The 25918-nt window shown below is 66.2% G+C and carries 23 protein-coding genes; 21 read left to right on the top strand and 2 right to left on the bottom strand.

Annotated features, from left to right (window positions below; genetic code table 11):
• Position 1 precedes the first annotated feature (1 nt).
• Genes nusB through CG716_RS08345 form a run of 3 tightly spaced genes read left to right on the top strand, consistent with a single transcriptional unit; the run spans position 2 to position 2206 of the window.
• Positions 2 to 481: a transcription antitermination factor NusB gene (nusB, locus tag CG716_RS08355; RefSeq protein WP_094478337.1), complete on the top strand. Its 480-nt coding sequence runs from the start codon at positions 2 to 4 to the stop codon at positions 479 to 481.
• A gap of 10 nt (positions 482 to 491) precedes the next feature.
• The gene (locus CG716_RS08350; protein WP_094478335.1) at positions 492 to 1028 is read left to right on the top strand and encodes a TetR/AcrR family transcriptional regulator; all 537 of its coding nucleotides are present in this window, start codon (positions 492 to 494) and stop codon (positions 1026 to 1028) included.
• A gap of 32 nt (positions 1029 to 1060) precedes the next feature.
• Entirely contained in the window at positions 1061 to 2206 is a 1146-nt protein-coding gene (locus CG716_RS08345; protein WP_094478333.1) for an acyl-CoA dehydrogenase family protein, read from the top strand.
• Positions 2207 to 2215: 9 nt separating this feature from the next.
• Here CG716_RS08345 and CG716_RS08340 read toward each other — a convergent pair whose 3' ends face one another.
• Positions 2216 to 3022 (bottom strand): BtpA/SgcQ family protein, encoded by an 807-nt coding sequence (locus CG716_RS08340; RefSeq protein WP_094478331.1) that lies wholly within the window; start codon positions 3020 to 3022, stop codon positions 2216 to 2218.
• A gap of 138 nt (positions 3023 to 3160) precedes the next feature.
• Here CG716_RS08340 and CG716_RS08335 point away from each other — a divergent pair, with 138 nt between their 5' ends.
• The 11 genes from CG716_RS08335 (at position 3161) to CG716_RS08285 (ending at position 15887) form a co-directional block, all read left to right on the top strand.
• Positions 3161 to 4003, top strand: coding sequence for a DeoR/GlpR family DNA-binding transcription regulator (locus CG716_RS08335; RefSeq protein ID WP_094478329.1), 843 nt, complete (start codon positions 3161 to 3163; stop codon positions 4001 to 4003).
• Positions 4000 to 5484, top strand: a complete 1485-nt coding sequence (locus CG716_RS08330) for an FGGY-family carbohydrate kinase (RefSeq protein WP_094478327.1) — start codon at positions 4000 to 4002, stop codon at positions 5482 to 5484. The genes CG716_RS08335 and CG716_RS08330 overlap by 4 nt, the downstream gene beginning before the upstream one ends.
• On the top strand, positions 5481 to 6254 hold the full coding sequence (locus tag CG716_RS08325; protein ID WP_094478325.1) for an SDR family NAD(P)-dependent oxidoreductase: 774 nt from the start codon (positions 5481 to 5483) through the stop codon (positions 6252 to 6254). Before CG716_RS08330 ends, CG716_RS08325 begins: the two co-directional genes overlap by 4 nt.
• Before the next feature lie 43 nt (positions 6255 to 6297).
• A complete protein-coding gene (locus CG716_RS08320; RefSeq protein WP_094478323.1) occupies positions 6298 to 7614 on the top strand; it encodes an ABC transporter substrate-binding protein in 1317 nt (438 codons plus the stop codon).
• Between the two features lie 67 nt (positions 7615 to 7681).
• Positions 7682 to 8515, top strand: a complete 834-nt coding sequence (locus CG716_RS08315) for a carbohydrate ABC transporter permease (protein WP_094478427.1) — start codon at positions 7682 to 7684, stop codon at positions 8513 to 8515.
• Positions 8512 to 9327, top strand: a complete 816-nt coding sequence (locus CG716_RS08310; RefSeq protein WP_094478321.1) for a carbohydrate ABC transporter permease — start codon at positions 8512 to 8514, stop codon at positions 9325 to 9327. Before CG716_RS08315 ends, CG716_RS08310 begins: the two co-directional genes overlap by 4 nt.
• 26 nt (positions 9328 to 9353) lie before the next feature.
• Positions 9354 to 10442 carry an ABC transporter ATP-binding protein gene (locus CG716_RS08305; protein WP_094478319.1) on the top strand — a complete coding sequence of 363 codons (1089 nt, stop codon included), beginning with the start codon at positions 9354 to 9356 and terminating at the stop codon, positions 10440 to 10442.
• Complete coding sequence (locus CG716_RS08300; protein WP_207760604.1) at positions 10442 to 11236, top strand: inositol monophosphatase family protein; 795 nt, start codon at positions 10442 to 10444, stop codon at positions 11234 to 11236. Before CG716_RS08305 ends, CG716_RS08300 begins: the two co-directional genes overlap by 1 nt.
• 861 nt (positions 11237 to 12097) lie before the next feature.
• Positions 12098 to 13246: a hypothetical protein gene (locus CG716_RS08295; RefSeq protein WP_133066893.1), complete on the top strand. Its 1149-nt coding sequence runs from the start codon at positions 12098 to 12100 to the stop codon at positions 13244 to 13246.
• 55 nt (positions 13247 to 13301) lie between these two features.
• Positions 13302 to 14783, top strand: coding sequence for a hypothetical protein (locus CG716_RS08290; RefSeq protein ID WP_133066892.1), 1482 nt, complete (start codon positions 13302 to 13304; stop codon positions 14781 to 14783).
• Between the two features lie 51 nt (positions 14784 to 14834).
• On the top strand, positions 14835 to 15887 hold the full coding sequence (locus CG716_RS08285; protein WP_094478311.1) for a cupin domain-containing protein: 1053 nt from the start codon (positions 14835 to 14837) through the stop codon (positions 15885 to 15887).
• Positions 15888 to 15913: 26 nt separating this feature from the next.
• Here the strand turns inward: CG716_RS08285 and CG716_RS08280 are convergent, their stop codons facing one another.
• On the bottom strand, positions 15914 to 17116 hold the full coding sequence (locus tag CG716_RS08280) for a serine hydrolase domain-containing protein (RefSeq protein ID WP_094478309.1): 1203 nt from the start codon (positions 17114 to 17116) through the stop codon (positions 15914 to 15916).
• A 149-nt stretch (positions 17117 to 17265) separates the two neighbouring features.
• Here CG716_RS08280 and pyrR point away from each other — a divergent pair, with 149 nt between their 5' ends.
• The 7 genes from pyrR to pyrF are packed head-to-tail and all read left to right on the top strand — an operon-like array spanning position 17266 to position 25915.
• Positions 17266 to 17832: a bifunctional pyr operon transcriptional regulator/uracil phosphoribosyltransferase PyrR gene (gene pyrR / locus CG716_RS08275; RefSeq protein ID WP_094478307.1), complete on the top strand. Its 567-nt coding sequence runs from the start codon at positions 17266 to 17268 to the stop codon at positions 17830 to 17832.
• Positions 17833 to 17863: 31 nt separating this feature from the next.
• Positions 17864 to 18817: an aspartate carbamoyltransferase catalytic subunit gene (locus tag CG716_RS08270; RefSeq protein ID WP_094478305.1), complete on the top strand. Its 954-nt coding sequence runs from the start codon at positions 17864 to 17866 to the stop codon at positions 18815 to 18817.
• Complete coding sequence (locus CG716_RS08265) at positions 18814 to 20142, top strand: dihydroorotase (RefSeq protein WP_094478303.1); 1329 nt, start codon at positions 18814 to 18816, stop codon at positions 20140 to 20142. Before CG716_RS08270 ends, CG716_RS08265 begins: the two co-directional genes overlap by 4 nt.
• Complete coding sequence (locus tag CG716_RS08260; protein ID WP_094478301.1) at positions 20139 to 20636, top strand: PH-like domain-containing protein; 498 nt, start codon at positions 20139 to 20141, stop codon at positions 20634 to 20636. The genes CG716_RS08265 and CG716_RS08260 overlap by 4 nt, the downstream gene beginning before the upstream one ends.
• The gene (gene carA, locus CG716_RS08255) at positions 20633 to 21757 is read left to right on the top strand and encodes a glutamine-hydrolyzing carbamoyl-phosphate synthase small subunit (protein WP_094478299.1); all 1125 of its coding nucleotides are present in this window, start codon (positions 20633 to 20635) and stop codon (positions 21755 to 21757) included. The genes CG716_RS08260 and carA overlap by 4 nt, the downstream gene beginning before the upstream one ends.
• Entirely contained in the window at positions 21757 to 25098 is a 3342-nt protein-coding gene (carB, locus tag CG716_RS08250) for a carbamoyl-phosphate synthase large subunit (RefSeq protein ID WP_094478297.1), read from the top strand. Before carA ends, carB begins: the two co-directional genes overlap by 1 nt.
• On the top strand, positions 25091 to 25915 hold the full coding sequence (pyrF, locus tag CG716_RS08245) for an orotidine-5'-phosphate decarboxylase (RefSeq protein ID WP_094478295.1): 825 nt from the start codon (positions 25091 to 25093) through the stop codon (positions 25913 to 25915). Before carB ends, pyrF begins: the two co-directional genes overlap by 8 nt.
• The last annotated feature ends 3 nt before the right edge of the window (positions 25916 to 25918 follow it).

Raw genomic sequence — 25918 nt, 5'->3', positions numbered from 1 at the left:
TATGGCTGATCGGAAGGCCGACAAAGGTCGGCATCAGGCGCGCAAACGCGCCGTCGACCTGCTCTTCGAAGCCGAGGCCAGGGGGCTGACGGCCGCCGAGGTGGCCGACGGGCGCACCGCGCTGGCCGAGTCCAACGCCGACGTGTCGGCGTTGAACCCGTACACGGTGACGGTCGCCAGGGGCGTGGCCGCCAACTCCGCGCACATCGACGAGCTGATCACCTCGCACCTGCAGGGCTGGACGTTGGAACGGCTGCCTGCCGTGGACCGCGCGATCCTGCGGGTGGCCGTCTGGGAGCTGCTGCACGCCGACGACGTGCCCGAGCCGGTGGCTGTCGACGAGGCGGTCGAGCTGGCCAAGGAGTTGTCCACCGACGAGTCGCCGGGCTTCGTCAACGGGGTACTGGGCCAGATCATGCTGGTTACCCCGCAGATCCGTGCGGCAGCCGACGCGGTCCGGGGCGCCTCACCCGAGGCGTAGTCTGCCCGCCATGCTGGCCGCAACCGATTGGGTGGAGGCGGGTTTCTCGCTGCTGGCCACCGATGGCGTCAAAGGGCTGACGCTGGACCGGCTGTGCAAACGGGTCGGCGCCACGAAGGGCAGCTTCTACTGGCATTTCGCCGATCTGGGTGCCTATCGCTCCGCTCTGGCGGATACCTGGGCTGAAGTGCACGACAGCGCGCGCGCCGAATTCTCCTCGCACGCGGGTCTGTCGCCGCGGGAGCGGCTCACCGCAATGATGGGAGTCCTTCTCGGACAACGGCATTGGATGTTGGAGCGGGCCATGCGGGAGTGGGCGCGTTCGGACGCCGATATCGCCGTGGCGGTGGCAGCTTCAGATCGGCGGGTGCGTCGGGCGGTGCGCCAGGCCTACCTCGACGATGGGTTCAGCGCTGAGGACGCCGCCGTGCGGGCCGATGCGACATTCGCCGCCGGTGTCGGTTTTCTGCACCTGTCTGCCTCCGCGCCCGGCGCGAAAGCCGCTGCGCAGCAACAGCGTTTCCTGGACATCATGCTGAGGCACTGATTCCATACCGTTTGGTATGGTAGCGTCGGCTCGTGCCGACGATCACCGAGGATTTCGTGGCGTGCCTGGCCCAGCGGGCCGCCGAGGCCGAGGAACTGCGCCGCCTTCCCGACGCCACTATCGCGGATTTCCGCGCCAGCGGTATGGCTGGGCTCCTGCTGCCCGCGCGCTACGGCGGCGAGCAGGCGCACTTCCCGGCGATCTTGGATCCGGTGCGCCGGATGGCACACGGCTGCGCTTCCAGCGCCTGGACGCTCGGGTTCTACATCCTGCACAACTGGATGCTGGCGCTGTTCGGCGAGCAGGCCCAGGACGAGGTCTTCGCCGGCGGCCCCGTGCTGTGTCCGGCCCCGCTGGCGCCGGCCGGCCGCGGTGTGCCGGCCGACGGCGGGGTAGCGCTGTCCGGCCGCTGGTCGTGGGCGACCGGGATCATGGCCGCCGAGTGGGTGATGGTCGGCACGCTGTGCGGGCCCGACGATGCGATGTATCCGGCACTGGCCCTGCTGCCCGCCAACGACGTTGCGGTCGACGATGTTTGGCACACCGACGGTATGCGCGGGACTGGATCGCACGATGTCGTGATCGACGGGGCCGTCGTCCCCGAGCATCGACTGGTCAAACTCACCGATGTTTACGGCGGCACCGCGCCGGGGTCCGGGCTGCACGCCGGATCGGCCTACCGCTGGCCGCTGGTGCCCGCGCTGTCACTGCTGGCGGCCATGCCGGCGCTGGGCGCGGCCGAGCATGTCGCCGACCTGTTCGCCGGCCGCCTCGGCGAGCGGGTGCTGGCCTACTCGGGGGTGGCGCAGAAGCAGCAGCCCGCAGCGCAGATTCGCCTGGGCGACGCCCGGGTGCGGCTGCGCGCGCTGCGTGGCCTGTTGGCCGACACCGTCGCCACGATCGAGAGTATGGTCACCGACGGCGCCCGGATCCACCGTGCGGCTCGCGCGCAAGCCCGGCTGGCGGCCGCGCACATCGTGCACGAATCGCGTGCGGTCGTCGCCGACCTGCTCGAATCATCTGGCGCCAGTGCGCATTTCCTGCATAACCCGCTGCAGCGGGCCAAGCGCGACATTGACGTCATCTGCGGCCACGTGGTGTTCGACTACGACGTCAGCCGGGAACTGGCCGGCGCGTTGGAGATCGGGGCCCCGATCTCGCCGCTCGCGATGGTCTGACTGGCGGTGCTATCGCGCGTGCTTGGCGTTCGCCATGAGTTCGGCGACGCGTTCGCGCCGAGCTCGGTTCTCGAAGACACCGTCTTCTTTGAAGTACGTGCCGACGATCGCCCCGTCGGCGAGGGCTAGCTGATCGGCGACGTTCTCGGCTTTGACCCCGGTATTGACGAACACCGGCACCTCTCCAGCGGATTTCTTCACAATGGCGAGAGCTTCGAGATCCGTTGGCGCGCCGGCAGTCAACCCCGATACGCAGATGGCGTCGGGCAGGGTGGCGAAGACCGTCGTGCGGGTCACCGATGCCAGATCGCGTTCGGCGAGGTAGGCGGCCGATTCGGGAACGATGTTGAAGAAGAGTCTGACGCCGGCGCCGCCGATGCGGACACGGTGCCGCGCGACCTCGCCGACGTTGGTATTCCAGAGGCCGAAGTCGCTTGCGTACACGCCGGTGAATATCTCGCGGACGAACTGTGCGCCCGTGGCGACAGCGAGGTCGATAGATGCACGGCCGTCCCACAGCACATTGACGCCGTAGGGAATCGAAATGTCGCCGAGGAGCTGACCGATGATGCGCGCCATCGAGATCGCGGTGATCGGTTCGGTCTTGGTGAGGTACGGCAAGCTGAACTCGTTGGAGATCATGATGCCGTCCACCCCGCCCTGCTGAAGGGCGTCCAGTTCCTCCTTGGCCCGATCCACGACCGCTGAGATCCCAGCCCGAGTGTCGAATCCGGGATCACCCGGCAGCGCGGAGAGGTGAAGCATCGCGATGACGGGCTTCTGTACGGCGAACACCTCGCGTACCCAATCGGCCATGTAAGTCCCTTTCGTGTGTGCTGACTGTTTCCAAACCCGTGCGCTGATCTGCGATGAAATCACACTATAACTGAGAATTTACGACAGATGTTGCGGGAAAGTACGTTAAGACCTTACATTCGACCCAGCAGTTCGTGAATGAATCACAACTTGAGGGAGCGGGTCGGACTGGTGTCAGCCAAGACGCGGCGTGCGCAGATAGGACAGCGGGTCCTCGACGAGGGCGAGATCGAGTACGCGTCGCTGGCCCAGGAGTATGGCGTGTCCGAGATGACGATCCGGCGCGATGTCGAAGCGCTGGAGGCCTCCGGCCTGGTGCGGCGGGTGACTGGCGGCGCGATCGCGGCTTATCGCAAGGCCGAAGAGCCGCCATTCGAGAGCCGGGCGATGCGGTCCGCGACGGAGAAGATGCACATCGCCGAGGCGGCAGTGCAATTGCTCGAGCCGGGTGAAACGGTCATCCTCGACAGTGGCAGCACCGTGCTGGCGGTGGCTCGTGCGATTCGCGGGCGCAACCTCGGTCTGACGATCGTGACACCCAGCCTTCTGGCGGCGATCGAACTCGCCGACGAGCCGGATACCACGGTCATCGTCACCGGAGGCAATCTCCGGGCCGGCGAACTCAGCTTGATCGGATTCGAAACCGAGGCCGCCTACCGGCTGTACAACTGCGACACCTTCATCATGGGTGTTGCCGGGGTCGATCCCGTCCGCGGTCTGACCGACTATCACCGAGTCGAGGGCAGCGCCAAGCGGGCGGCTGCGGCCTCCGCCGATCGCATCATCGTCGTGGCCGACGAGTCGAAGCTCGGCCGGGTGCAGTTGCTGACTGTTGCTCCGCTCAGCGCGGCCGGCCATATCGTCACCGACAGCGATCCCGAAGACCCCACCCTGGTGGCCGCACGCAATCTGGGTGTCGAGGTGATATGCGTCGATCGGGACGGAAGTCCGAACGACGTAGTCCGGACCGAGACCCCATGAGCGCCTTTACCGTTGGTGTCGACATCGGAACGACGGGTACCAAGACTGTGCTCTTCGATGCCGGGGGCGGCATCGTGGCACAGAGCACGCGCGCGTCCGCTCTCTACAGCGATCACCCGGGGTGGGCGGAGGCCGACCCACAGCAGTGGCTGGTGAATGTCGTCGACTCCATCACGGAGGTGGTCGCGGCGGCAAAAATCTCGCCGCGCGAGGTCAAGGCCATCGCCACGACGGGTATGGTCCCGGCGGTTATCCCCATCGACGCGGCCGGCCAACCATTGCGCCGCGCGATCCTGCAGAACGACGCTCGGGCCACCGCGCAGATCAGAGCCCTCGCCGAGCGGCTTGCCGCGATCGATCTCGTGGCATTGACCGGCGCGGCGCTCACCCAGCAATCGGTGGCACCAACGGTCTTATGGCTTGATGAGAACGAAGCCGAAACCGTCCGTCGGACAGCGTATTACGTGGGATCCTACGACTGGATCCTGATCGCGCTCGGTGCGCGACCACATGTGGAGAAGAACTGGGCGCTGGAGTCGGGCCTGTTCACCATCGCGGGCGATCCGGTCGAAGCGGTCCTGGACGAAGCGCACATCGAGCCTGCGGTGCTGCCGCGCGTGCTCGGGTCCGGTGAGGTGGCCGGCGGGCTGAGCGAAGCGATGGCGCAGGCCACCGGCCTGCACGCGGGCACTCCGCTCATCGTCGGCGGTGCCGACCATGTGCTGTCGGCGTTCGCAGCCGGTGTCGAGCAACACGGTGAGTGGTTGGTCAAACTTGGTGGCGCCGGGGACATTCTGGTAGCGACGGATGAGCCGGTCATCGACTCGCGCCTCTACCTCGATGCCCACCCGATACCGGGCCGGTGGCTTCCCAACGGGTGCATGGCCACCAGCGGCAGCCTCATCCGTTGGTTCCAGGGTCTGATCGGCGGTGAGGATCTCATGGCGCTCGATCGCGAGGCACAGGACCGCCGCCCAGCCGAAGTTCTCTGCCTGCCCTACTTCCTGGGCGAGAAGAGTCCGCTGCACGATCCCGACCTGCGCGGCGTGTATGCAGGTTTGCACCTCGGCACCACTCGTGCCGACATGTACCGCTCGACGCTCGAAGCCATCGCGTTCGGGTTCCGCCACCACGTTGAGGTGTTCGCAGACCTCGGTATCGATCTCGGGCGCGTGTCGGTCACCAATGGCGGCAGTAAATCGACGCTGTGGAAGCAGATTCACGCCGAGGTGCTCGGTGTCGAGATGTACCCCGTCGTGGACCACCCCGGTGCTTCGCTGGGCGCGGCTCTTATCGCCGCGGTGGGGATCGGCGCCCTCACCGGTTGGGACGAATGCAGCCGCTTCGCCACACTCGGCGAGCCAGTGCTGCCGGACCCGCGCAACGTCGCCGTATATGACGCGGCCTATCGCGAATGGCGCGCACTGAGCGCGGCCACCGCGGATATCTCGCATTCGATCGCAGAAAGGACTCGTCAATGAGCAAAACCGTCGTCGTCACCGGAGCGGGGTCCGGAATCGGAAAGGCGATCGCAACCGTTGCAGCCCAACGTGATTGGCGAGTGGTGGTTACCGACATCGACATCGACGCCGCTGCCGAGGTCGCCGCCGGGCTGGCCGATCCGGCCGGTCTGGGTCATGAGGCGAGCCAGCTCGATGTCACCGACCCGGCGCAGGCCGCTGCGGTCGCCGACGACGTCGCCGACCGGCTCGGGCTGGACGCGTGGATGAGCAATGCCGGTATCTCGTTCATGGTGCCGTTCCTCGACGTGTCTCTGGACAACTACAACCTGACGATGGACATCAACCTCAAGGGTGTCTTCATCTGCGGTCAGGCCGCCGCCCGCGCCATGGTCCGCACCGGACGCCGCGGCACCATCGTCAACACCGCATCCATGGCAGGCAAGCAGGGCCGGGTGCCGTACCTGTCCGACTATGTCGCCTCCAAGCACGGTGTCGTCGGGTTGACGCAGGCAATGGCGTTCGAGCTTGCCGAGTACGGCATCACCGTCAACAGCGTCTGTCCCGGATTCGTCGAGACTCCCATGCAGTCGCGTGAATTGCAGTGGGAGGCAGAGCTTCGCGGCTCGACTCCCGAGAAGGTCAAGCAGATGTGGATCGATGACACCCCGCTTGGCCGTTTGCAGCAGCCTGAAGATGTGGCCTACACCGTCGCATTCCTGCTCTCCGATGACGCCCGGTTCATCACCGGCGAGGCGCTGGCCGTCAACGGCGGCGCCTACATGGATTAGCCCTACCGATCACCACCTAAAACACCACTGAAAAGGGGAAGCAATGAAGTTGATAAGTCCGGGGTTACGGCGCGCAGTAACCTGTCTGAGCGCCATCGGCGCATCAGCGCTGCTCCTGTCGGGGTGTGCGGGAAGCGGAGGGCCGCAGAGTGCGACCGCCACCGGCACGGGTCAGATCCCGACCGAGACGTCGGGCACCGTCAACATCCTGATGGAGAACGTGCCGGACACCGACATCGTCACATCGCTGATTCCGGAGTTCAACAAGAAGTACCCCAATATCAAGGTGACCATCGAACCGCAGACCTACGACCAGATCCGCGACAAGCTGGTTGCGTCGTTCCAGGCTCCGCAGGCGAACTATGACCTCGTGGTCGTCGACAATGTGTGGATGAAGGACTTCGTCGCGGCCAATTGGTTGCAGCCGTTGGATTCTCGCATCGATTCGACACCGGATTACGACTACGCAGACTTCTTCAAGCCGCTCACCGATATCGACACGGTCGACGGAAAGCGCTACGCGGTGCCGTTCTACAACTACGCCCTCGGGTACATCTACAACGTGCCCGACTATCAGAAGGCCGGTTTGGCCGAACCGAAGTCGCTCGACGATCTGGTCGCGAACTCGAAAAAGCTGGTAGCGGGCGAACGGGCGGGGATCGCGATGCAGCCACAGCGCGGCTACAAGGTTTTCGAGGAATGGGCGAACTTCCTCTTCGCCGCCGGCGGATCGATCGTTGACGCCTCCGGCAACTACACACTCGACACACCCGAAGCCAAGAAGGCACTGTCGGCGTACGTCGACCTCTACAACACCGCGGCGCCGAAGAACAGCCTGAGCTGGGGCTTCGACGAGGCGGGCCGGTCGGTGTCCAGCGGACAGTCGGCTTCACTGGTGAGCTACAACTGGAATCTGCCGTCTCTGAATGCTCCTGATGGCACCGCGGCCAAGTCCGGCGTGGGTCCGTTCAAGCTCGCGGCGATGCCAGGGGGAGTCGATGTACTCGGCTCGTGGAGCTGGGCGATACCCTCAAATTCCCGAAATGCCGACGCAGCATGGGCTTTCGCATCGTGGCTCACGTCAAAGCCCGTCGACGTCGAACGGGTCGTCAAGGGCGGCGCGGTCATCCGCACCAGCAGCACTCAGGACCCCAAGGTACTGGGCGACGGATTCGGCTCCGACTACTACGGCGTGGTGAACGAGATCCTCTCGAAGGCCAAGCCATTGAGTAACCAGACCAATGCCGAGGAGATGATCCAGGCGGTCGGAACCGAATTGAACGAAGCCGTGGCCGGCACAAAGAGTGTCGACGACGCTCTGCGCGACGCTCAGGCCGCCGCGGAGAAGACGCGAGGCTGACGCGGTGTGCGAATCCGGCGACCGTGACGACTAGGGAGGACACAACGTGACCAAGTTCAAGTACGGGATGTTGAGTCCACTGCTGGCGCTGTTCGTTGCGGTCGTCGGATTCCCGCTGCTCTATGCGCTCTACCTCAGCGCTACCGACTACAAGCTCACCGACCGGCGAGCTCCGCACTTCGTCGGTGTGACCAACTACGTCAATACCCTCAGCAACGCCGACTTCTGGCAGGCGTTCGGGACAACCGCCACCTACGTTCTGGTCGCGGTCATCCTGGAACTGATCATCGGTCTGGTTCTGGCGATGGCGCTGCAGCGCCAGAAGTGGGCTCGCGACATGACGCGAGCGATGCTGCTGGCGCCCATGTTCATCACCCCGGTGGCTGTCGGTTTGACGTTCCGGTTCCTGCTCAACGACCAGCTCGGAGCCATCCCGTTCGTGCTGAAGAAGTTTGGCATCAACATCGACTTCCTCGGTGCCGGTCATGCTCTGTACACCTTGGCGCTCATCGACGTATGGCAGTGGACCCCATTCATGGTGCTGTTGTTGCTCGCCGGTCTGGAGTCGATCCCCAAGCAACCGCTCGAGGCGGCCCGCGTCGACGGCGCGCGGCCGTGGTACGTGTTCTGGCGGGTGATCCTCCCGCTGTTGCGGCCGGTGCTCGCCGTCGCGGTGCTGCTACGGGCCCTGGATGCGATGAAGGTCTTCGAGTACGTATACGCCACTACCAAAGGTGGTCCGGGCACGGAAACCGTGACGCTGCAGTACTACACCTATCAGACCGGCGTTCAGTTCTTCCGGCTCGGAAGCGCGGCGTCCATGGCGTTCGTCGTGCTGGCCGTCGTACTGACGGCCGTGGTGATCACGTTCCGGCTGATGGAGAGGAACCGAGACGCATGAACAGTATCAAGGGCTACACCCTCGCCCGGATTCTCGTGCTCTGGGTTGGCGTCATCATCGTGATCATGCCGATCGCGTGGATCGTGCTGGCAAGTTTCAAGTCTCCGGTACAGCTTAACGACCCGTCGTTGGTGTTCTTCACGCCGAACATCGACAGCTGGAAGTCGGTACTCTCGTCGGGGATTCTCGACGCCGCGGGCAGGAGCTTCCTCGTCGCTTTCATCAGCGTCACCATCAGTCTCGTCGTCGGCTGTATGGGCGCGTACGCGATCACCAGTTACCGGGCCGGGGGCACCGCCACCCGATTCGGACTGCTTGCCGCGCAGATGATTCCGCCCGCTGTGTTGGTTTTCCCGTTCCTGACGATGGCCTACGCGCTGCGCCTGCAGGACAGCTTGGTGCCGGTTATTTTCGCGCACCTGAGCTTCGTCGCACCGGTGGTGACCTGGTTTCTCATCGGCTTCTTCGAGGCGGTGCCGAAATCGATCGAGGAGCAGGCCCGCGTCGACGGGTTCGGCCGGTTCCGGGCATTCCTGCTGGTGGTGTTGCCTCAAGTGCTGCCAGGTATCGGCGCGTCCGCGATCTTCGGTTTCACGTTGTCGTGGAATGACATGTTTTACGGACTGATCCTGGCGCCCGGTAACGCCAAGATCCTCCCGGTGGCGATCGCGGGGTTCAACACCTTCCGCGGAGTGCAGATCGGGGCGATGTGCGCCGCCATCCTCATTGCTGTGGTCCCGGTGGTCATTGCGAGTTTCTTCATTCAGCGCCGCCTCGTCCGAGGTATCAGTGGCGGCGCGGTCAAGACCTAGAGCACGGCGGGAGAACACGAAAAACTATGGCTACAGTCACTTTCACCGATGTCACCAAATCCTTTGGTAGCGCCGGCATCGTTCATGACTTCAATCTCGAGATGCCTGACGGCTCGTTCACCGTGTTGGTGGGCCCGTCGGGGTGCGGCAAGTCCACCTCGTTGCGGATGCTGGCCGGCCTGGAGCCGGTGACCTCGGGCACCATCCGGATCGGCGATCGCGATGTGACGAAGTTGGAGCCCAAAGACCGTGATATCGCGATGGTGTTCCAGAACTACGCGCTCTATCCGCATTTGACCGTTGAGCAGAACATCGCCTTTCCCCTGCGCGCTCAGAAAGTTGCCAAGAAGGAAGCGCGGGAGCGTGCCGGTTTGGTCGCCGAAACACTCGGGCTCACCGGCGCTCTGTCGCGAAAGCCCAAGGACCTCAGCGGTGGACAGCAGCAGCGCGTCGCGATCGGCCGGGCGATCATCCGTGAGCCCGCGGTGTTCCTGTTCGATGAGCCGTTGAGCAACCTGGACGCCAAACTGCGCGTCGAGACTCGGACCGAACTGCTGCGCATCCAGCGCCGCCTCGGCATCACGTCCCTCTATGTCACTCACGACCAGGAGGAGGCAATGACCCTGTCAGACCGCATGGTCGTGATGAACGGGGGTCAGATTGTCCAGCAGGGCGCGCCTTTGGAGGTGTACACCAAGCCGGCCAGCACATTCGTCGCCACGTTCGTCGGCAGCCCCAAGATGAATCTTGTGGACGGCGTGGTCGCCGACGGCCTCTTTCGTTCTACGGACGGTCTGGTCCTTCCGATCGGCAGCGCCGTTCCGCGGCAACCCGAACGGGTGACGGTCGGCTTCCGCCCGGAGCATCTCGTCGTGACGAGTGCCGGCAGGGACGATGTCGCCCTGCCGCCCGGTTCGACCGGCCGGGTCGCGTTGATCGAGCATCTTGGGCCGCGCGCGATTGTCGCCGTCGAAGCGCCCGGCTGCACGCTGGTCAGTGTTGTCGACATCGCACAGCTCGATGGGCTCGATGAAGGTGCCGTCGTCTCGATGTCGGTCCGTGACGGCGGCGTGCACGTCTTCGACAAGACCACCGGCGCTCGTATCGAATCATGATGGGCCGCAACGACACCAACGCTCCTGCCGTCTCGTCGGCCGAGTTGCTCGACGTGGCGCTGACCGCCGCGTGGAGCGGTGCGGACGTGCTCAAGGCCGGTGCCCGCGGGTCATTTCGGGTGACGAACAAGGGGTCGGAGGACGGGAACCTGGTCACCGACGTCGATGTGGAGGCCGAGCACGCGGTGCGCGGTGTCATCCAGTCCCGGCGACCCACCGACGAGATCACCGGCGAAGAGCTCCCGCCGTCGGGCCGGCACCAAGCTGCGCAGGTGCGCTGGTCGATCGATCCGCTCGACGGGACAACGAACTTCACCCGAGGTATCCCGTTCTACGCGACCTGTGTCGGGGCTGTCGACGCTGCCGGTCGATGGCTTGCCGGGGCGGTGGTCGCGCCGGCCCTGGCCAAGACGTACTTCGCGCATCGCAACGGGGGAGCGTGGCTCGCCGAGGACGGCCGGGTCCGCCGGCTCACCGGGCCCGCCGGTGGCCGCGGGGCGAGGCTGCTGGGGATGGGCTACTCCTATTCCGCCGAGATCCGGGCCGAGCAGTTCAGGGCGACCGCTGAGCAGATGCGGGACTACACCGATGCCCGCATTTTCGGGTCAGCAGCGCTGGCGATTTGTGCCGTCGCCGAGGGTGCACTGGACGGCTTCGTCGAAACCGACCTCGGCGAACATGATTGGGCCGCAGCCGCGGTCATCGCCGAGGAGGCCGGCCTGCGGGTGACTCGCCCCGGCCCAGAATCGCCGACTGTGGCCGTCGACCAGGGCGCGAGCGGCTCGCGGAGATGACGGCAGGTACCCCGCTTTGGTCTTGCTGCCGATCGACGAGGATGCCGTAGAGGATGTTCGGCAATTCGCCTCTGCGACGCCCGGGCGCGACTTCGCGCGCTGCGCTGCTTCCTCGAATCATCCGGCGTTAGTGAGCATTTGTGTACAACCCCCTGCAGTGTGCCAAACAGGAGATCGGCGTTCCCATCTCCTCGATGGCGGTGGTCTGATTATCGGCCGAGTCGCTAGCACATGGTGAACCGAGCCTGGTCGCAATTTGCTGATTTCCTGGGCGCAAATCGGGTAGCGCGGCGGGTAGTCAGATTCAGGCTCTGCGCCTTGGCTTTTCGGAGCAGGGTGTCGGACCAGATACTTAGTTATGTTCACAACCAGTTGCCGGAATCCACGCCATTTATTCACAGACGATTGCCAGATTCGACATCTGGTCCGATATAGTGCACCTCGGCGATTTCGCCTATTGCACATCTTGATCGGGGGGTTCGGGTCGTGGGAGAAAGTTCGCGCCAATCGGCACTGCGCTACGCGCGGATCGGTGGCCTCGCGGTCGCGACCGGACTCGGGGCTGCGTTGGCTACCGGGCACGGCATCGCGGCGGCAGATTCGTCGTCCAATGACAGTGCATCGCACGGTGCTGAGGCAAAGTCGGCAGGGCCGCAGCGGGCGATTGCCAAGCCGAAACAAGTTCCAGCTAAGTCTGATAGACCCAAGTCGGGTACAGCTAAGTCTGGTATAGCAAATTCTGATGCGCCGAAGTCTGATTCAGCGCGGACGACCGCGGCAAGCCGGACCGCCTCGCGGACCGCGACAGTTCAGAGCGCAGCGGCGCTCTCGGCAGCCGCTGTTCGGTCGACTCCCAATCCGTTGGCGATGCTCAATGACAGTGGCGCACCCGCGATTCCGTCGCCGAAGGATATCGAAGCCATGCTGGGTGGCGTGCGCCGGGAGCTGGAGCACATGCAATCGGCTCTCTCGCAGTCGGTTACGAACCTCTTCGCGGATCCCGCCGGTTCGGTGACCGCAGGACTGGCTGCGCTGCGTACGGCCGCCGCCAACGTCGAGACCAAGGCGTCTGATACGCCGTCCAAGGGATTCCAGCTCTATACGATCTACAACCTGACGGCTGCGCCGATCACGTTGGACAGCGTCAACATCGTCACGCCCGAAGGTGCCGGCACCTCCATCGTCAGGACGCCTCCGGTCGGTACCGTGGTCGCCCCGGGCGGGAAGATTACGCTTGAACTGGCCCAGAAGCGGAGGTCGATCCTCGGGCTGTTCACCATCAGTGCGCAGCGGGACACCGATGTGATCCTGTCGTTCAAGGATGGCGACGGCACCATCGTCAACGTCCGCGCAGAGTACACCTACTGGCAGTCGCGTCCGCTGACCGGCAATGGCGGCCTGGCGATCTGCGATACCAGCCGGTGCAAGGTGGAAGGCGACGAAGGCGATTCTCGCCGGACAGTATTCGTGCTCGGTGCCGGTACTTCCGCCCTCGACGCGACCAACCTGCCGGTCGATCGCCAGCAGAAGCTCGTCGGACTCTGCGGCGCTTCCCAGGTGAGCTGCAAATGGGTGGACTCGAAGGTCGTGCAGGGGACTTACGGCCAGGCACAGGTGATCGGCTCGGTCGTCCATAACAACACGGACAGAGACACGAGCTCACCGGTCGCCATCACCGTCTCGAAGGCGTACTCGTCCAGCCTCAAAGGCGGTATCAAGGGCGGGTTCGATCTACTCGGTGTGATCAAGGCCGAAGTCAGCACCGAGTACACCAGCACGTGGACCGACACCTTTACCACCACCCAGACAGTGCCCGTTCCGCTGCCGCCCCACACTGCGGGGTGGGTCGACGCCAAGGTACCCGTTGACGTCGTGACCGGCACCCTCGTGGTGCAGACGCCGGGACAGACGATCTACCTGAAGAACGTCCGGGTCGAAGTACCCATTGCGGGCGGCGCCGCCATCCTCTCCATCGAGAATCGCGCGCTTCCAAAAGGCATCAATCTCTAGCGCCGCGTTCGACGAACAAGACTGTCGCGCAGCTGAACTCAGAGGAGAACTGAGAGTGTTCGAAATTCGTAGTTTCTGCGGGATCGTCGGCCGGTGCATGGGTACGTTCGCGCCGCCGGTGATCACCGGTGTGGTGGTCGCCGGGTCTGTGATCATGCCTGCGGCCGCGCAGTCGGCCGCGCAGTCGGCCGCGCCGACCGGCGACGTGCGCGCGGCCGAAGCGATCCCGTTGGCCTCCACAGCCGTGGCTGCCGCACTGGCCGGTTCCGCCGGCGAGGCAGGGCTCCCGGTCGTCTCATCATCTCGCGAAGATTCAGCCGTCTCCGCGAAGTCGTCACCGGGGGTTATCGTGGGTCCGACCATCCCAAAGGTCACGAATTCCTTTGCGATGAAAGCGAAGACGCCGGGTGCTGCTCGCACCTTCGCCGCACCGACCCTGGCACCGGTGCACGCCAGCCACTCCAGCCAGCGCGCTACGGTCGCTGCGGCTGCTTCGGCGGCCGGCCCGCTCGATGAGGTGGCCGCTCTCGTCCACTTCTACATCGGCAACGGGATCGACGCGCCGGCCGACTGCGCGGGTGACGCGTGCAATGGCGGCAACGGCGGAATCCTGTTCGGCAACGGCGGCAATGGCGCGAACGGCGGCCGGGGCGGTAACGCCGGCTTGTTCATGGGAATCGGCGGCAACGGCGGTCGTGGCACCGATGCCGTGTACGACGAGAATGGCGTCCAGCTGGCGGCGGCGGGTGACGGTGGCGCGGGCGGTTCCGGGGCAGCCCTGTTCGGATTCGGCGGTGCGGGGGGCGACGGAGGTTCCGACATCCGGACCGGCAGCGGTGAAGCGTTCGGCGGCGACGGCGGTGCCGGTGGCAGGGGCGGCTTTCTGGGGCTGGGCGGTCACGGCGGCACCGGCGGGAATGCGGTGGCTGCGAACGGAACCGCCGTGGCCGGCAACGGTGGCGCGGGAGGTCTCGGTTTGATCGGCTCCGGTGGCTCCGGAGGGCGGGGCGGCGACGCCCAGGCGACCAGTGACGACTCCAGCGATATCGCTTTCGGTGGTGACGGTGGACAGGGCGGCCAGGGGGCGTTCGGCGCCTCAGGCAACGGTGGCAACGGCGGTGACGGCGATGCCTTCACCGCGGCGACGGGTGTCGGTGGCGGAGGTGGTGCTGGCGGAAAGGTCAGCATCGGCGCAGGCGGGCACGGCGGCACCGGTGGCGGAGGGTTCTCCGATGATGGTGACGCGTACGCCGGCGACGGCGGTGTCGGCGGCAGTGGTGTCGCGCTGTCGAGCGGTGGTAACGGTGGTGACGGTGGTGAAGCCGTGTCATTCGGCTCCGGCTCGGCTTCTTCCGGTGTCGGCGGTGCGGGCGGTAAGGGTGGCCCGTTCGGGATCGACGGCAGGAAGGGTGCCGACGGCCAAGCCGGCAACGGGGCCGATTCCGGTGCCGCAAAGACCGCGAAGTCGGTAGCCGCAACCAAATCAGGAGCCGCGACCGGCTCGGCGAGATCACGCGCGGCTTCGAAAGGGCGCTGACGCAGGTAGGCCGCGCACCCCGACAACGATTGGTGCGCAGCCTATTTGCACATGAGCGGCAAGATTGCCAACTGTCGGGCCGATTTCGGGCGAAAGCGAGCACGACAACCATTCGTCCGAGAGGATTGCCCGGTGCCCAACATCGCAACGCCGCCCCAGTCTGCACACCTCACGGCCGAAGCGCAGTACTTCGACTACAGTTCGGCCGCCAATCCTTTACGCCAAGGCCTGATCTCAAGCGTGCCCTACCGCGCCTTCTCGCCTGAGTTCTTCGCGGACGGTCCGACCCGGATCCAGCCCTTGGACCTCAGCGATGAGCTGGGCTGCGCTGGTCCAGCGACGAGTCCGGCGCTGTGCGCGAATTTCATTCGCATTGCGCGCGGTTCGATCATGACAACAGCCGAGGCCAGTAGCCAGCTCTTCTTCGTATTCTCGGGTAGCGGGCGAACCGATGCCTGTGGCGAGACCATCCACTGGACGGCGGGCGACTTCTTGGTATTGCCCGCCCACGGTCACGCGCTGCATTCCAGCGACGGGGAGGCCGGCCTTTACTGGGTACATGATGCCCCGTTGTTGCGGTATTTGGGTGCCTCGCCGACGGTTGCACGATTCGCTCCCACCTTCTACGAACATTCGAAGGCGCAGGAAAAACTCACACAGATCCTCGAAGATCCGACGACCGCAACCGCGAACCGCGTCAGCGTATTGCTGGCCAACAGCCAGTTTCCGCAGACGCGGACCATCACCCACACCCTGTGGGCCATGTTCGGAATCCTTCCGGCAGGCCAGGTGCAATATCCGCATCGGCACGAGTCAGTGGCACTGGACTTCGTGATCGATTGTCAGCCCGGCTGTTACACGATGATCGGCACCGAGCTCGACGAGTCCGGCATGATCAAGGACGGCCATCGCGAAGATTGGTCTCCCGGAGCGAGTTTCGTCACACCGCCGGGGTACTGGCACTCCCACCACAATGAATCCGGCGCCGACGCTCATGTGCTTCCGATTCAGGATGCCGGTCTGCACACCTATCTCCGGACGCTGGAGATCACCTTCAGTCACCCGGGCCATGACCGGACGGCACATATTTCACAGAAGCCCTGACCCGAAGCCCGGATGTCGGTGCCGGTCTAGATCTGTAATGCCTGATACGTACGCCGCACGAACTTAGGCTGCACCGACTGCAACTTGGCCAGCGACGTGTTGCCGGCCACCGCGGCCGCCGGTGCGCTCAGACTCGGATAGTTCTGGATCAGGTAGATCAGGATCAGATCGTTGGCCGGGTCGGCCTGCCACCAGGTTCCGTAGGCGCCGGGCCAGCTGAACGTGCCCAGCCCGCCGGGGCCGTACAACTGCGCGGATTTGGCCGGATCGGTGACTACCGACAGATTCAGCCCGAAGCCCCTGCCCGTCCAGAACGGTAGTCCCAGGAACGGGTGCTGCTTCTGTTCCACGGTCAGCCGGTCGGTGCGCATCAGCTGCACCGACGACTGCGAGAGCACCCGTGTCCCGTCGATGTCGCCGTCGCCCAAGAGCATCCGGGCAAAGCGCAGGTAGTCGTCGACGGTCGTCACCAGGCCAGCCCCGCCCTGACAGAACCGCGGCTCAGTCACGGGTATCGGACTCATCGCGTCATGCTGCAGCCCGGTTTCTTCGTCGAGGCGGTACATCGTGGCCGACCGGGACCGCTTGTCGGGGGAGATGAAGAAGCCGGTGTCCGCCATGCCGAGTGGCTCGAAAACCCGCTCGGTGAGCACGGTGTGCAGCGACTTACCTTCGATCCGCGACAAGGCGATCCCGAGGACGTCGGTGGCGTGGCTATAGGTGAGCCGTTCGCCGGGCTGGTGGACCAGCGGCAACTGGGCGATCTCGGCGAGCCAGTGATCCTGGTCCTGGCGCAGGGACACCCGGGCGTACGCCTTGCTGATCGGGCCGAGCACGGAGAACACGTAGGCCAGCCCGCTGCGGTGAGTCATCAGGTCGTCGATGGTGATCGGCCGCTGCGCCGGCACGGTGCGATCCAGTGGACCCGTCGGATCGATGAGCACCTGCATGTCGGCCAGCTCCGGCAGCCAACGCGTGACCGGGTCCGACAGCCCAAGCTTGCCTTCGTCGACGAGTGCCATCGCCGCCGCGACCGTCACCGGCTTGGTCATCGAGGCGACTCGGAAGATGGTGTCGCGCTGCATGGGTAGCCCGGCCTCGACATCGCGGTAGCCGATCTCGTTGACCTGCACGACGCTGCCGCGGTGCCATGCCAGCGTCACGGCTCCGGACAGCAGACCGGAATCCACCGCCTGTACGACAGAGGTGCGATTGTCTGTGAGATTCACCGGGGGGAGTCTACTGACCACAGACCAGGCCAGCCCTCAACACACAATCTCGGTTCGGGAAGAGTGCCGGATGGGTGCTAAGCTGCCCGGCAGTTCGACATCCTTTAACGATCCGTCCAGAGAGGCGGAGAAGGAGGTCCGGTCAGCTCGTGGGCTCTACCGACCGTGAATTGATGTCCGCTGCGGACGTCGGGAGAACCGTTTCCCGCATCGCACATCAGATCATCGAGAAGACCGCGCTCGACTCGCCCGATTCCCCCCGCGTCGTCCTGCTGGGCATCCCGACCCGCGGTGTCACACTGGCCAAGCGACTGGCAGCGAAGATCGACGAATTCTCGGGCGTCGCCGTGGAGCGCGGCGGACTCGACATCACGCTGTACCGCGACGACCTCGGCTCCAAGCCGCCCCGGGCGCTGGCGGACACCTCGATTCCGGCCGGCGGTATCGATGACGCCCTGGTGATCCTCGTCGACGACGTGCTCTACACCGGACGGTCGGTCCGCTCGGCCCTCGACGCGCTGCGCGACATCGGCAGGCCGATGGCGGTTCAGCTGGCCGTCCTGGTCGACCGCGGCCACCGCGAACTGCCGATCCGCGCCGACTATGTCGGCAAGAACGTGCCGACCTCGCGCAGCGAGAACGTCAAGGTGCGCCTCGAGGAGGACGACGACATCGAAGGCATCTGGATCGCACCGCAGGGAGGGCCTGCCCGCTGATGAGCGCTTGCGCGAAGAACAGGCAACAACCGTGACGATCAGACATTTACTTTCCGCGGGCGATCTGACCCGCGACGAGGCCACCGCGATCCTCGACGATGCCGACCGGTTCCGGCAGGCGCTGCTGGGCCGCGAGGTCAAGAAGCTGCCGACGCTGCGCGGGCGCACCATCATCACGATGTTCTACGAGAACTCCACCCGCACCCGGGTGTCGTTCGAGGTGGCGGGTAAGTGGATGAGCGCCGACGTGATCAACGTGAGTGCCTCGGGATCCTCGGCGGCCAAGGGCGAATCGCTGCGCGACACCGCGCTGACGTTGCGGGCCGCCGGCGCCGATGCGCTGATCATCCGGCACCCGGCCTCCGGTGCGGCCCAACAGTTGGCGGAGTGGACTGCCGAACCGGACGGCAGTGGCCCGTCGGTGATCAATGCCGGTGACGGGACGCACGAGCACCCGACCCAGGCGCTGCTGGATGCGCTCACCCTGCGCCAGCGCCTCGGGGACATCGAGGGGCGCCGGGTGGTGATCGTCGGCGACATCGTGCACAGCCGGGTGGCCCGCTCCAACGTGTCGCTGCTGGCTACCCTCGGCGCCGAAGTGGTGCTGGTCTCGCCGCCCACCCTGCTGCCCGTTGGGGTATCCGACTGGCCGGTGACCGTGTCGCACGACCTGGACGCCGAACTGCCCGCCGCTGACGCGGTGATGATGCTGCGGGTGCAGGCCGAGCGGATGAACGGCGGGTTCTTCCCGTCGGAGCGGGAGTACTCGGTGCGCTACGGGCTCTCTGATCGCAGGCAGGCCCTGCTGCCCGCACACGCGGTGGTCATGCACCCCGGCCCGATGCTGCGCGGTATGGAGATTTCCTTCGCTGCCGCGGACTCTTCGCAATCGGCTGTGCTGCAACAGGTTTCCAACGGTGTGCACGTGCGGATGGCGGTGCTGTTCCATCTGCTGGTCGGCACGGACGAGGCGGTGTCGGTATGACAGATTCAATCCCCGAGTCGCTGCGCTCCTGCCCGCCGATCCTCATCAAGGGCGTCCGGCTCTACGGCGAGGGTGACCCCGTCGACGTCCTGCTGGCAGACGGCCAGATCGCCGAGATCGGCCCCAAGCTGACGGCGCCCGAGGACGCCGATGTCATCGACGCCACCGGCCAGGTGCTGCTGCCCGGCTTCGTCGACCTGCACACCCACCTGCGCGAGCCCGGCCGCGAATATGCCGAAGATATCGAAACCGGTTCGGCGGCAGCGGCGTTGGGTGGCTACACCGCGGTGTTCGCGATGGCAAACACCGATCCGGTGGCCGACAGCCCGGTGGTGACCGACCACGTATGGCGGCGCGGCCAACAGGTCGGCCTGGTCGACGTACACCCGGTCGGTGCGGTCACCGTGGGGCTGGATGGCAAGCAGCTCACCGAAATGGGCCTGATGGCAGCCGGTGTGGCGCAGGTCAAGATGTTCTCCGACGACGGCATCTGCGTGCACGACCCGCTGGTGATGCGCCGGGCGCTGGAATATGCCACCGGCCTTGGTGTGCTGATCGCCCAGCACGCCGAGGAGCCGCGGCTGACCGTCGGCGCCGTCGCCCACGAAGGCCCCAACGCCGCCAAGCTGGGGCTGGCCGGCTGGCCACGGGCCGCCGAGGAATCCATCGTGGCCCGCGATGCATTGCTGGCCCGCGACGCCGGCGCCCGCGTGCACATCTGCCACGCCTCCACCGCCGGAACCGTCGAGATCATCAAATGGGCTAAACAACAAGGCATTTCGATCACCGCCGAGGTCACCCCGCACCACCTGCTGCTCGACGACAGCCGGCTGGCCAGCTACGACGGGGTGAACCGGGTGAACCCGCCGCTGCGTGAGGCCGCCGACGTCCAAGCATTACGCCAGGCGCTGGCCGACGGCGTGCTCGACTGCGTGGCCACCGATCACGCGCCGCACGCCGAACAGGAGAAGTGCTGCGAGTTCTCCAAGGCCCGGCCGGGCATGCTGGGTCTGCAGACCGCGCTGTCGGTGGTGGTCGAGGCCATGGTGGCGACCGGGCTGCTGGACTGGCGCGGTGTCGCGCGGGTGATGAGCGAGAACCCCGCCCGTATCGTCGGGCTGGACGACCAGGGCCGCCCGCTGGAGGTGGGGGAGCCGGCCAACCTCGTCGTCGTCGACCCCGACGCCACCTGGGTGGTCGATGGAGGCGGACTTGCCAGCCGCTCGGCCAACACCCCCTTCGCGTCAATGGCGTTGCCCGCGAACGTCACTGCGACCCTGCTTCGGGGCGTTGTGACCGCGCGGGACGGGAAGAGCCCGGCGTGAACACCGGAACAGCGATCGGGTCGTACGTCTTCGCGTTCGTGATCGTGGTCATCATCGGTGTGGTGATCGGCCGGATGTTGCGCGGCTGGAAGCGGCGGGCCAAGCGGCAATTCGACCTGCTGGGCGAACTGCCGGCCATGCCCGACCTGCTCGGCTCGGCCACCGTCGCACCGACCACGGGCCTCTACGTCGGCAGTACGCTGGCCCCGCACTGGCTGGAGCGCATTGCCGCAGGGGATCTCGGGTACCGGTCCAAGGCCGTGCTGACCCGCTACCCCGAAGGGATCCTGCTCGAGCGCTCGGGCGCGACCCCGATCTGGATCCCGCAGGACGCGATCACCGCCATTCGCACTGAACGCGCGCTGGCCGGGAAGGTGGCGGCCATCCTTGCGATTCGGTGGCGGCTGCCGTCAGGAACCGAGATTGATACGGGCTTTCGCGGCGACGACCGCCGTGACTATGCCCGCTGGACGACAACAGGAGAAGCAGCGTGACGGGTAAAGCCCATCTGGTTTTGGAGGACGGGCGGGTCTACACCGGCACCGAATTCGGTGCGATCGGACAGACCCTCGGCGAAGCGGTGTTCTCCACCGGGATGTCCGGCTACCAGGAGACTCTGACCGACCCCAGCTATCACCGCCAGATCGTGGTGGCAACCGCCCCGCAGATCGGCAACACCGGCTGGAACCAGGAGGACAGCGAGAGCCGCGGAGACAAGATCTGGGTGGCGGGCTACGTCGTGCGCGACCCGTCGCCGCGCCCCTCGAACTGGCGGGCCACCGGAACCCTCGAGGACGAACTCAAACGCCAGCAGATCGTCGGCATCGCCGGCGTGGACACCCGCGCGGTGGTGCGCCATCTGCGCTCCGGCGGCTCGATGAAGGCCGGGGTGTTCTCCGGCCCCGCCCTGGCCGGCGCCGAGGAGATGCTGAGCCGGGTGCGCAACCAGCCCGCGATGCTCGGGGCCGATCTGGCCGGGCAGGTCAGCACCCCCCAGGCCTACATCGTGGAACCCGAAGGGGCGCATCGACTCACCGTCGTCGCGCTCGACCTCGGCATCAAGACCAACACCCCGCGCAACTTCGCCAAGCGCGGCATCCGGACCCATGTGTTGTCCTCGTCGGCCACCTTCTCCCAGATCGCGGAGCTGAAGCCGGACGGAGTGTTCCTGTCCAACGGCCCGGGCGACCCGGCCACCGCCGACCACGTCGTCGGGGTGACCCGGGAGGTCCTGGGCGCCGAAATCCCTTTGTTCGGGATCTGTTTCGGCAACCAGATCCTGGGCCGGGCGCTGGGGCGGTCCACCTACAAGATGGTGTTCGGCCACCGCGGCATCAACGTGCCGGTCATCGACCACGCCACCGGCACGGTGGCGATCACCGCGCAGAACCACGGCTTCGCACTGGAAGGCGAAGCCGGTGAGCACTTCGACACCGACTTCGGCCCGGCGCTGGTCAGCCACACCTGTGCCAACGACGGGGTGGTCGAGGGCATCAAACTTGCGAACGGAAAGGCCTTTTCGGTGCAGTACCACCCGGAGGCCGCGGCCGGGCCACACGACGCGAACTATCTGTTCGACCAATTCGTGGACCTGATGGACGAGGGGAAGCGCTAATGCCACGCCGGACCGACCTCAACCACATTCTCGTCATCGGCTCCGGGCCGATCGTCATCGGCCAGGCCTGCGAGTTCGACTACTCGGGCACTCAGGCCTGCCGGGTGTTGCGCGCCGAAGGATTGACCGTCAGCCTGGTCAACTCCAATCCGGCGACGATCATGACCGACCCCGAATACGCCGACTTCACCTACGTCGAGCCCATCACCGCGGCGTTCGTCGAGAAGGTCATCGCCCAACAAGCCGCCCGCGGCAACAAGATCGACGCCGTGCTGGCCACCCTCGGTGGGCAGACCGCGCTGAACACCGCGGTCGCGCTGCACAACGAGGGCATCCTCGAGAAGTACGGCATCGAGATGATCGGCGCCGACTTCGACGCCATCCAGCGCGGCGAAGACCGACAGCGGTTCAAGGACATCGTCGCCAAAGTCGGTGGCGAGTCCGCGAAGTCGCGGGTCTGCTTCACCATGGACGAGGTTCGCGATACCGTCGCCGAGTTGGGCCTGCCCGTCGTGGTGCGCCCGTCCTTCACGATGGGCGGGCTGGGCTCGGGGATGGCGCATTCACTCGAGGACGTCGAGCGGATGGCAGGCGACGGGCTCGCCGCATCCCCGTCGGCCAACGTGCTGATCGAGGAATCCATCTATGGCTGGAAGGAATACGAGCTCGAGCTGATGCGCGACCATCACGACAACGTCGTGGTGGTGTGCTCCATCGAGAACGTGGACCCGATGGGCGTGCACACCGGTGACTCGGTGACCGTGGCCCCGGCGATGACGCTCACCGACTGCGAATACCAGGTCATGCGTGATCTGGGCATCGCGATCCTGCGCGAGGTCGGCGTGGACACCGGCGGCTGCAACATCCAGTTCGCGGTGGACCCGAAAGACGGCCGGCTCATCGTGATCGAGATGAACCCCCGCGTGTCTCGGTCCAGCGCGCTGGCGTCCAAGGCCACCGGATTCCCGATCGCCAAGATCGCGGCCAAGCTGGCGATCGGCTACACCCTCGACGAGATCGTCAACGACATCACCAAGGAAACCCCGGCCTGCTTCGAGCCGACGCTGGACTACGTGGTGGTCAAGGCCCCGCGGTTCGCCTTCGAGAAGTTCCCCGGCGCCGACCCGACGCTGACCACGACGATGAAATCGGTCGGCGAGGCGATGTCGTTGGGCCGTAACTTCATCGAAGCGCTCGGCAAGGTGATGCGCTCGCTGGAGACCACCCGTGCCGGGTTCTGGACCGGACCCGACGACGACGGTGCCGCCGACGAGGTGCTGGAGCGGCTGCGCACCCCGACCGAGGGCAGGCTCTACGACATCGAGCTGGCGCTGCGGCTGGGCGCCAGCGTCGAAGACGTCGCCGCTGCCTCCGGTGTCGACCCGTGGTTCGTCGAGCAGGTCAACGGTCTGGTGGGGTTGCGCCAGGAACTGCTCGACGCCCCTGTCCTGGCCGAGGACCTGCTGCGCCGCGCCAAGCACAACGGATTGTCGGATCGTCAGATCGCCTCGCTGCGCAGCGAATTGGCCGGCGAGGCCGGGGTGCGGGCGCTGCGGCAGCGCCTCGGCATCCATCCCGTCTTCAAGACCGTCGACACCTGTGCCGCCGAGTTCGAGGCCAAGACGCCCTACCACTACTCGAGCTACGAACTCGACCCCGCCGCCGAGACCGAGGTCGCCCCGCAGACCGTCCGGCCGAAGGTGCTCATCCTGGGCTCGGGCCCGAACCGGATCGGGCAGGGCATCGAATTCGACTACAGCTGCGTGCATGCGGCGATCACGCTGAGCCAGGCCGGCTTCGAGACCGTGATGGTCAACTGCAACCCCGAAACGGTGTCCACCGACTACGACACCGCCGACCGGTTGTATTTCGAACCGCTGACCTTCGAGGACGTTCTCGAGGTCTACCACGCCGAATCGGAGTCCGGTCGTGGCGGTCCGGGGGTGGTCGGGGTGATCGTGCAACTGGGCGGCCAGACCCCGCTGGGGCTGGCGAAGCGGCTGGCCGACGCCGGGGTGCCGATCGTCGGCACCCGGCCCGAGGCCATCGACCTGGCCGAGGACCGCGGCCGGTTCGGCCAGGTGCTGCACGAGGCCGGACTGCCCGCGCCGAAGTTCGGCACCGCCACCAGCTTCGAGCAGGCCCGCGAAATCGCCGCCCGCATCGGCTATCCGGTCCTGGTGCGGCCGTCCTATGTGCTCGGCGGGCGCGGCATGGAGATCGTCTACGACGAGAAGACGCTGAAGAGCTACATCACCCGAGCCACTCAGCTCTCGCCCGAGCATCCGGTGCTGGTCGACCGTTTCCTCGAGGACGCCATCGAGATCGACGTCGACGCGCTCTGCGACGGCACCGAGGTCTACATCGGCGGCGTGATGGAGCACATCGAAGAGGCCGGCATCCACTCCGGCGACTCGGCGTGCGCGCTGCCGCCGGTGACGCTGGGCCGCAGCGATATCGAGGCGGTGCGGCGGGCCACCGAGGCCATCGCGCACGGTGTCGGGGTGGTCGGGCTGCTCAACGTGCAGTACGCGCTCAAGGACGACGTGCTCTATGTGCTGGAGGCCAACCCGCGGGCCAGCCGGACCGTGCCGTTCGTCTCCAAGGCCACCGCGATTCCGCTGGCCAAGGCATGCGCGCGAATCATGCTGGGCGCCAGCATCTCCCAGCTGCGTGCGGAAGGGGTGCTGGCTCTGAGCGGCGACGGTGCGACGCCGGCGCCCAATGCGCCGATCGCGGTGAAGGAGGCGGTGCTGCCGTTCCACCGGTTCCGCAAGGCGGACGGCTCCGGCATCGACTCGCTCCTCGGCCCGGAGATGAAGTCCACCGGCGAGGTGATGGGTATCGACCGCGATTTCGGCAGCGCCTTCGCCAAGAGTCAGACCGCCGCCTACGGCTCACTGCCCAGCACCGGCACGATCTTCGTATCGGTGGCCAACCGCGACAAACGCTCGCTGGTGTTCCCGGTCAAACGACTGGCCGACCTCGGCTTCCGGGTGCTGGCCACCGAAGGCACCGCGGAGATGCTGCGGCGCAACGGCATTCCGTGCGACGTGGTCCGCAAGCACTTCGAGGAGCCCGGCGATGGCCGGCCCGCGATGTCCGCGGTGGACGCCATCCTGGCCGGCCATGTCGACATGGTGATCAACACCCCCTACGGCAACTCGGGCCCGCGCATCGACGGCTACGAGATCCGCTCGGCCGCAGTGTCGATGAACGTCCCGTGCATCACCACCGTGCAGGGCGCCTCGGCGGCCGTGCAGGGGATCGAGGCCGGCATCCGCGGTGACATCGACGTGTTGTCGCTTCAGGAACTGCACGCCACCCTCGGCCATGACTGAGGCGGGGTTCGGCGACCGGCTGGCCGCCGCGATCGCCGAGCGCGGGCCGCTGTGCCCGGGCATCGACCCGCACCCGGAGCTGCTGCGGGCTTGGGATCTGCCCGTCAGCACCGAGGGTCTGGCCCGGTTTTGCGACATCTGCGTGCAGGCCTTCGCCGGATTCGCCATCGTCAAGCCACAGGTGGCGTTCTTCGAGGCTTACGGCTCAGCCGGTTTCGCGGTCCTGGAAAACACCATGGCCGCGCTTCGATCGAGCGGCGTCCTGGTGCTCGCCGACGCCAAACGCGGCGATATCGGATCGACGATGGCCGCCTACGCCCAGGCGTGGGCCGGTACCGGGCCGCTGGCCGCCGACGCCGTCACTGCCTCGCCGTATCTCGGATTCGGTTCGCTGCAGCCACTTTTGGATCTTGCCGCCGTCAACGGGCGCGGGGTGTTCGTGCTGGCGGCTACATCCAACCCCGAAGGTGCCTCGGTGCAGCGGGCGACCGCGGGCCGGCGCACGGTCGCGCAATCCATCGTCGACGACGCCGCGGCCGTCAACCGCGCCGCTTCTCCGCACCCGGGATCGGTGGGTGTGGTCATCGGCGCGACGCTGGACGTGGTGCCCGACCTCAGCGAGCTTGGCGGGCCGGTGCTGGTGCCGGGCGTGGGTGCCCAGGGCGGACGCCCCGAGGCGCTCGGTGGCCTCGGAGGCGCTCGGCCCGGGCAGCTCTTGCCGGCGGTGTCGCGCGAAATCCTGCGCGCCGGACCGGATGTCGCCGCGGTCCGGCGAGCAGGGGAGAAGCTACGCGAAGCGGTCGCCTACCTCGCCTGACTG

The organism is Mycolicibacterium sphagni (assembly GCF_002250655.1).
In the GTDB taxonomy this organism is placed as follows: Bacteria; Actinomycetota; Actinomycetes; order Mycobacteriales; family Mycobacteriaceae; genus Mycobacterium; species Mycobacterium sphagni.
Note: the sequence above shows the minus strand (reverse complement) of the source record. Positions and strands in the feature narration are given on the sequence as shown.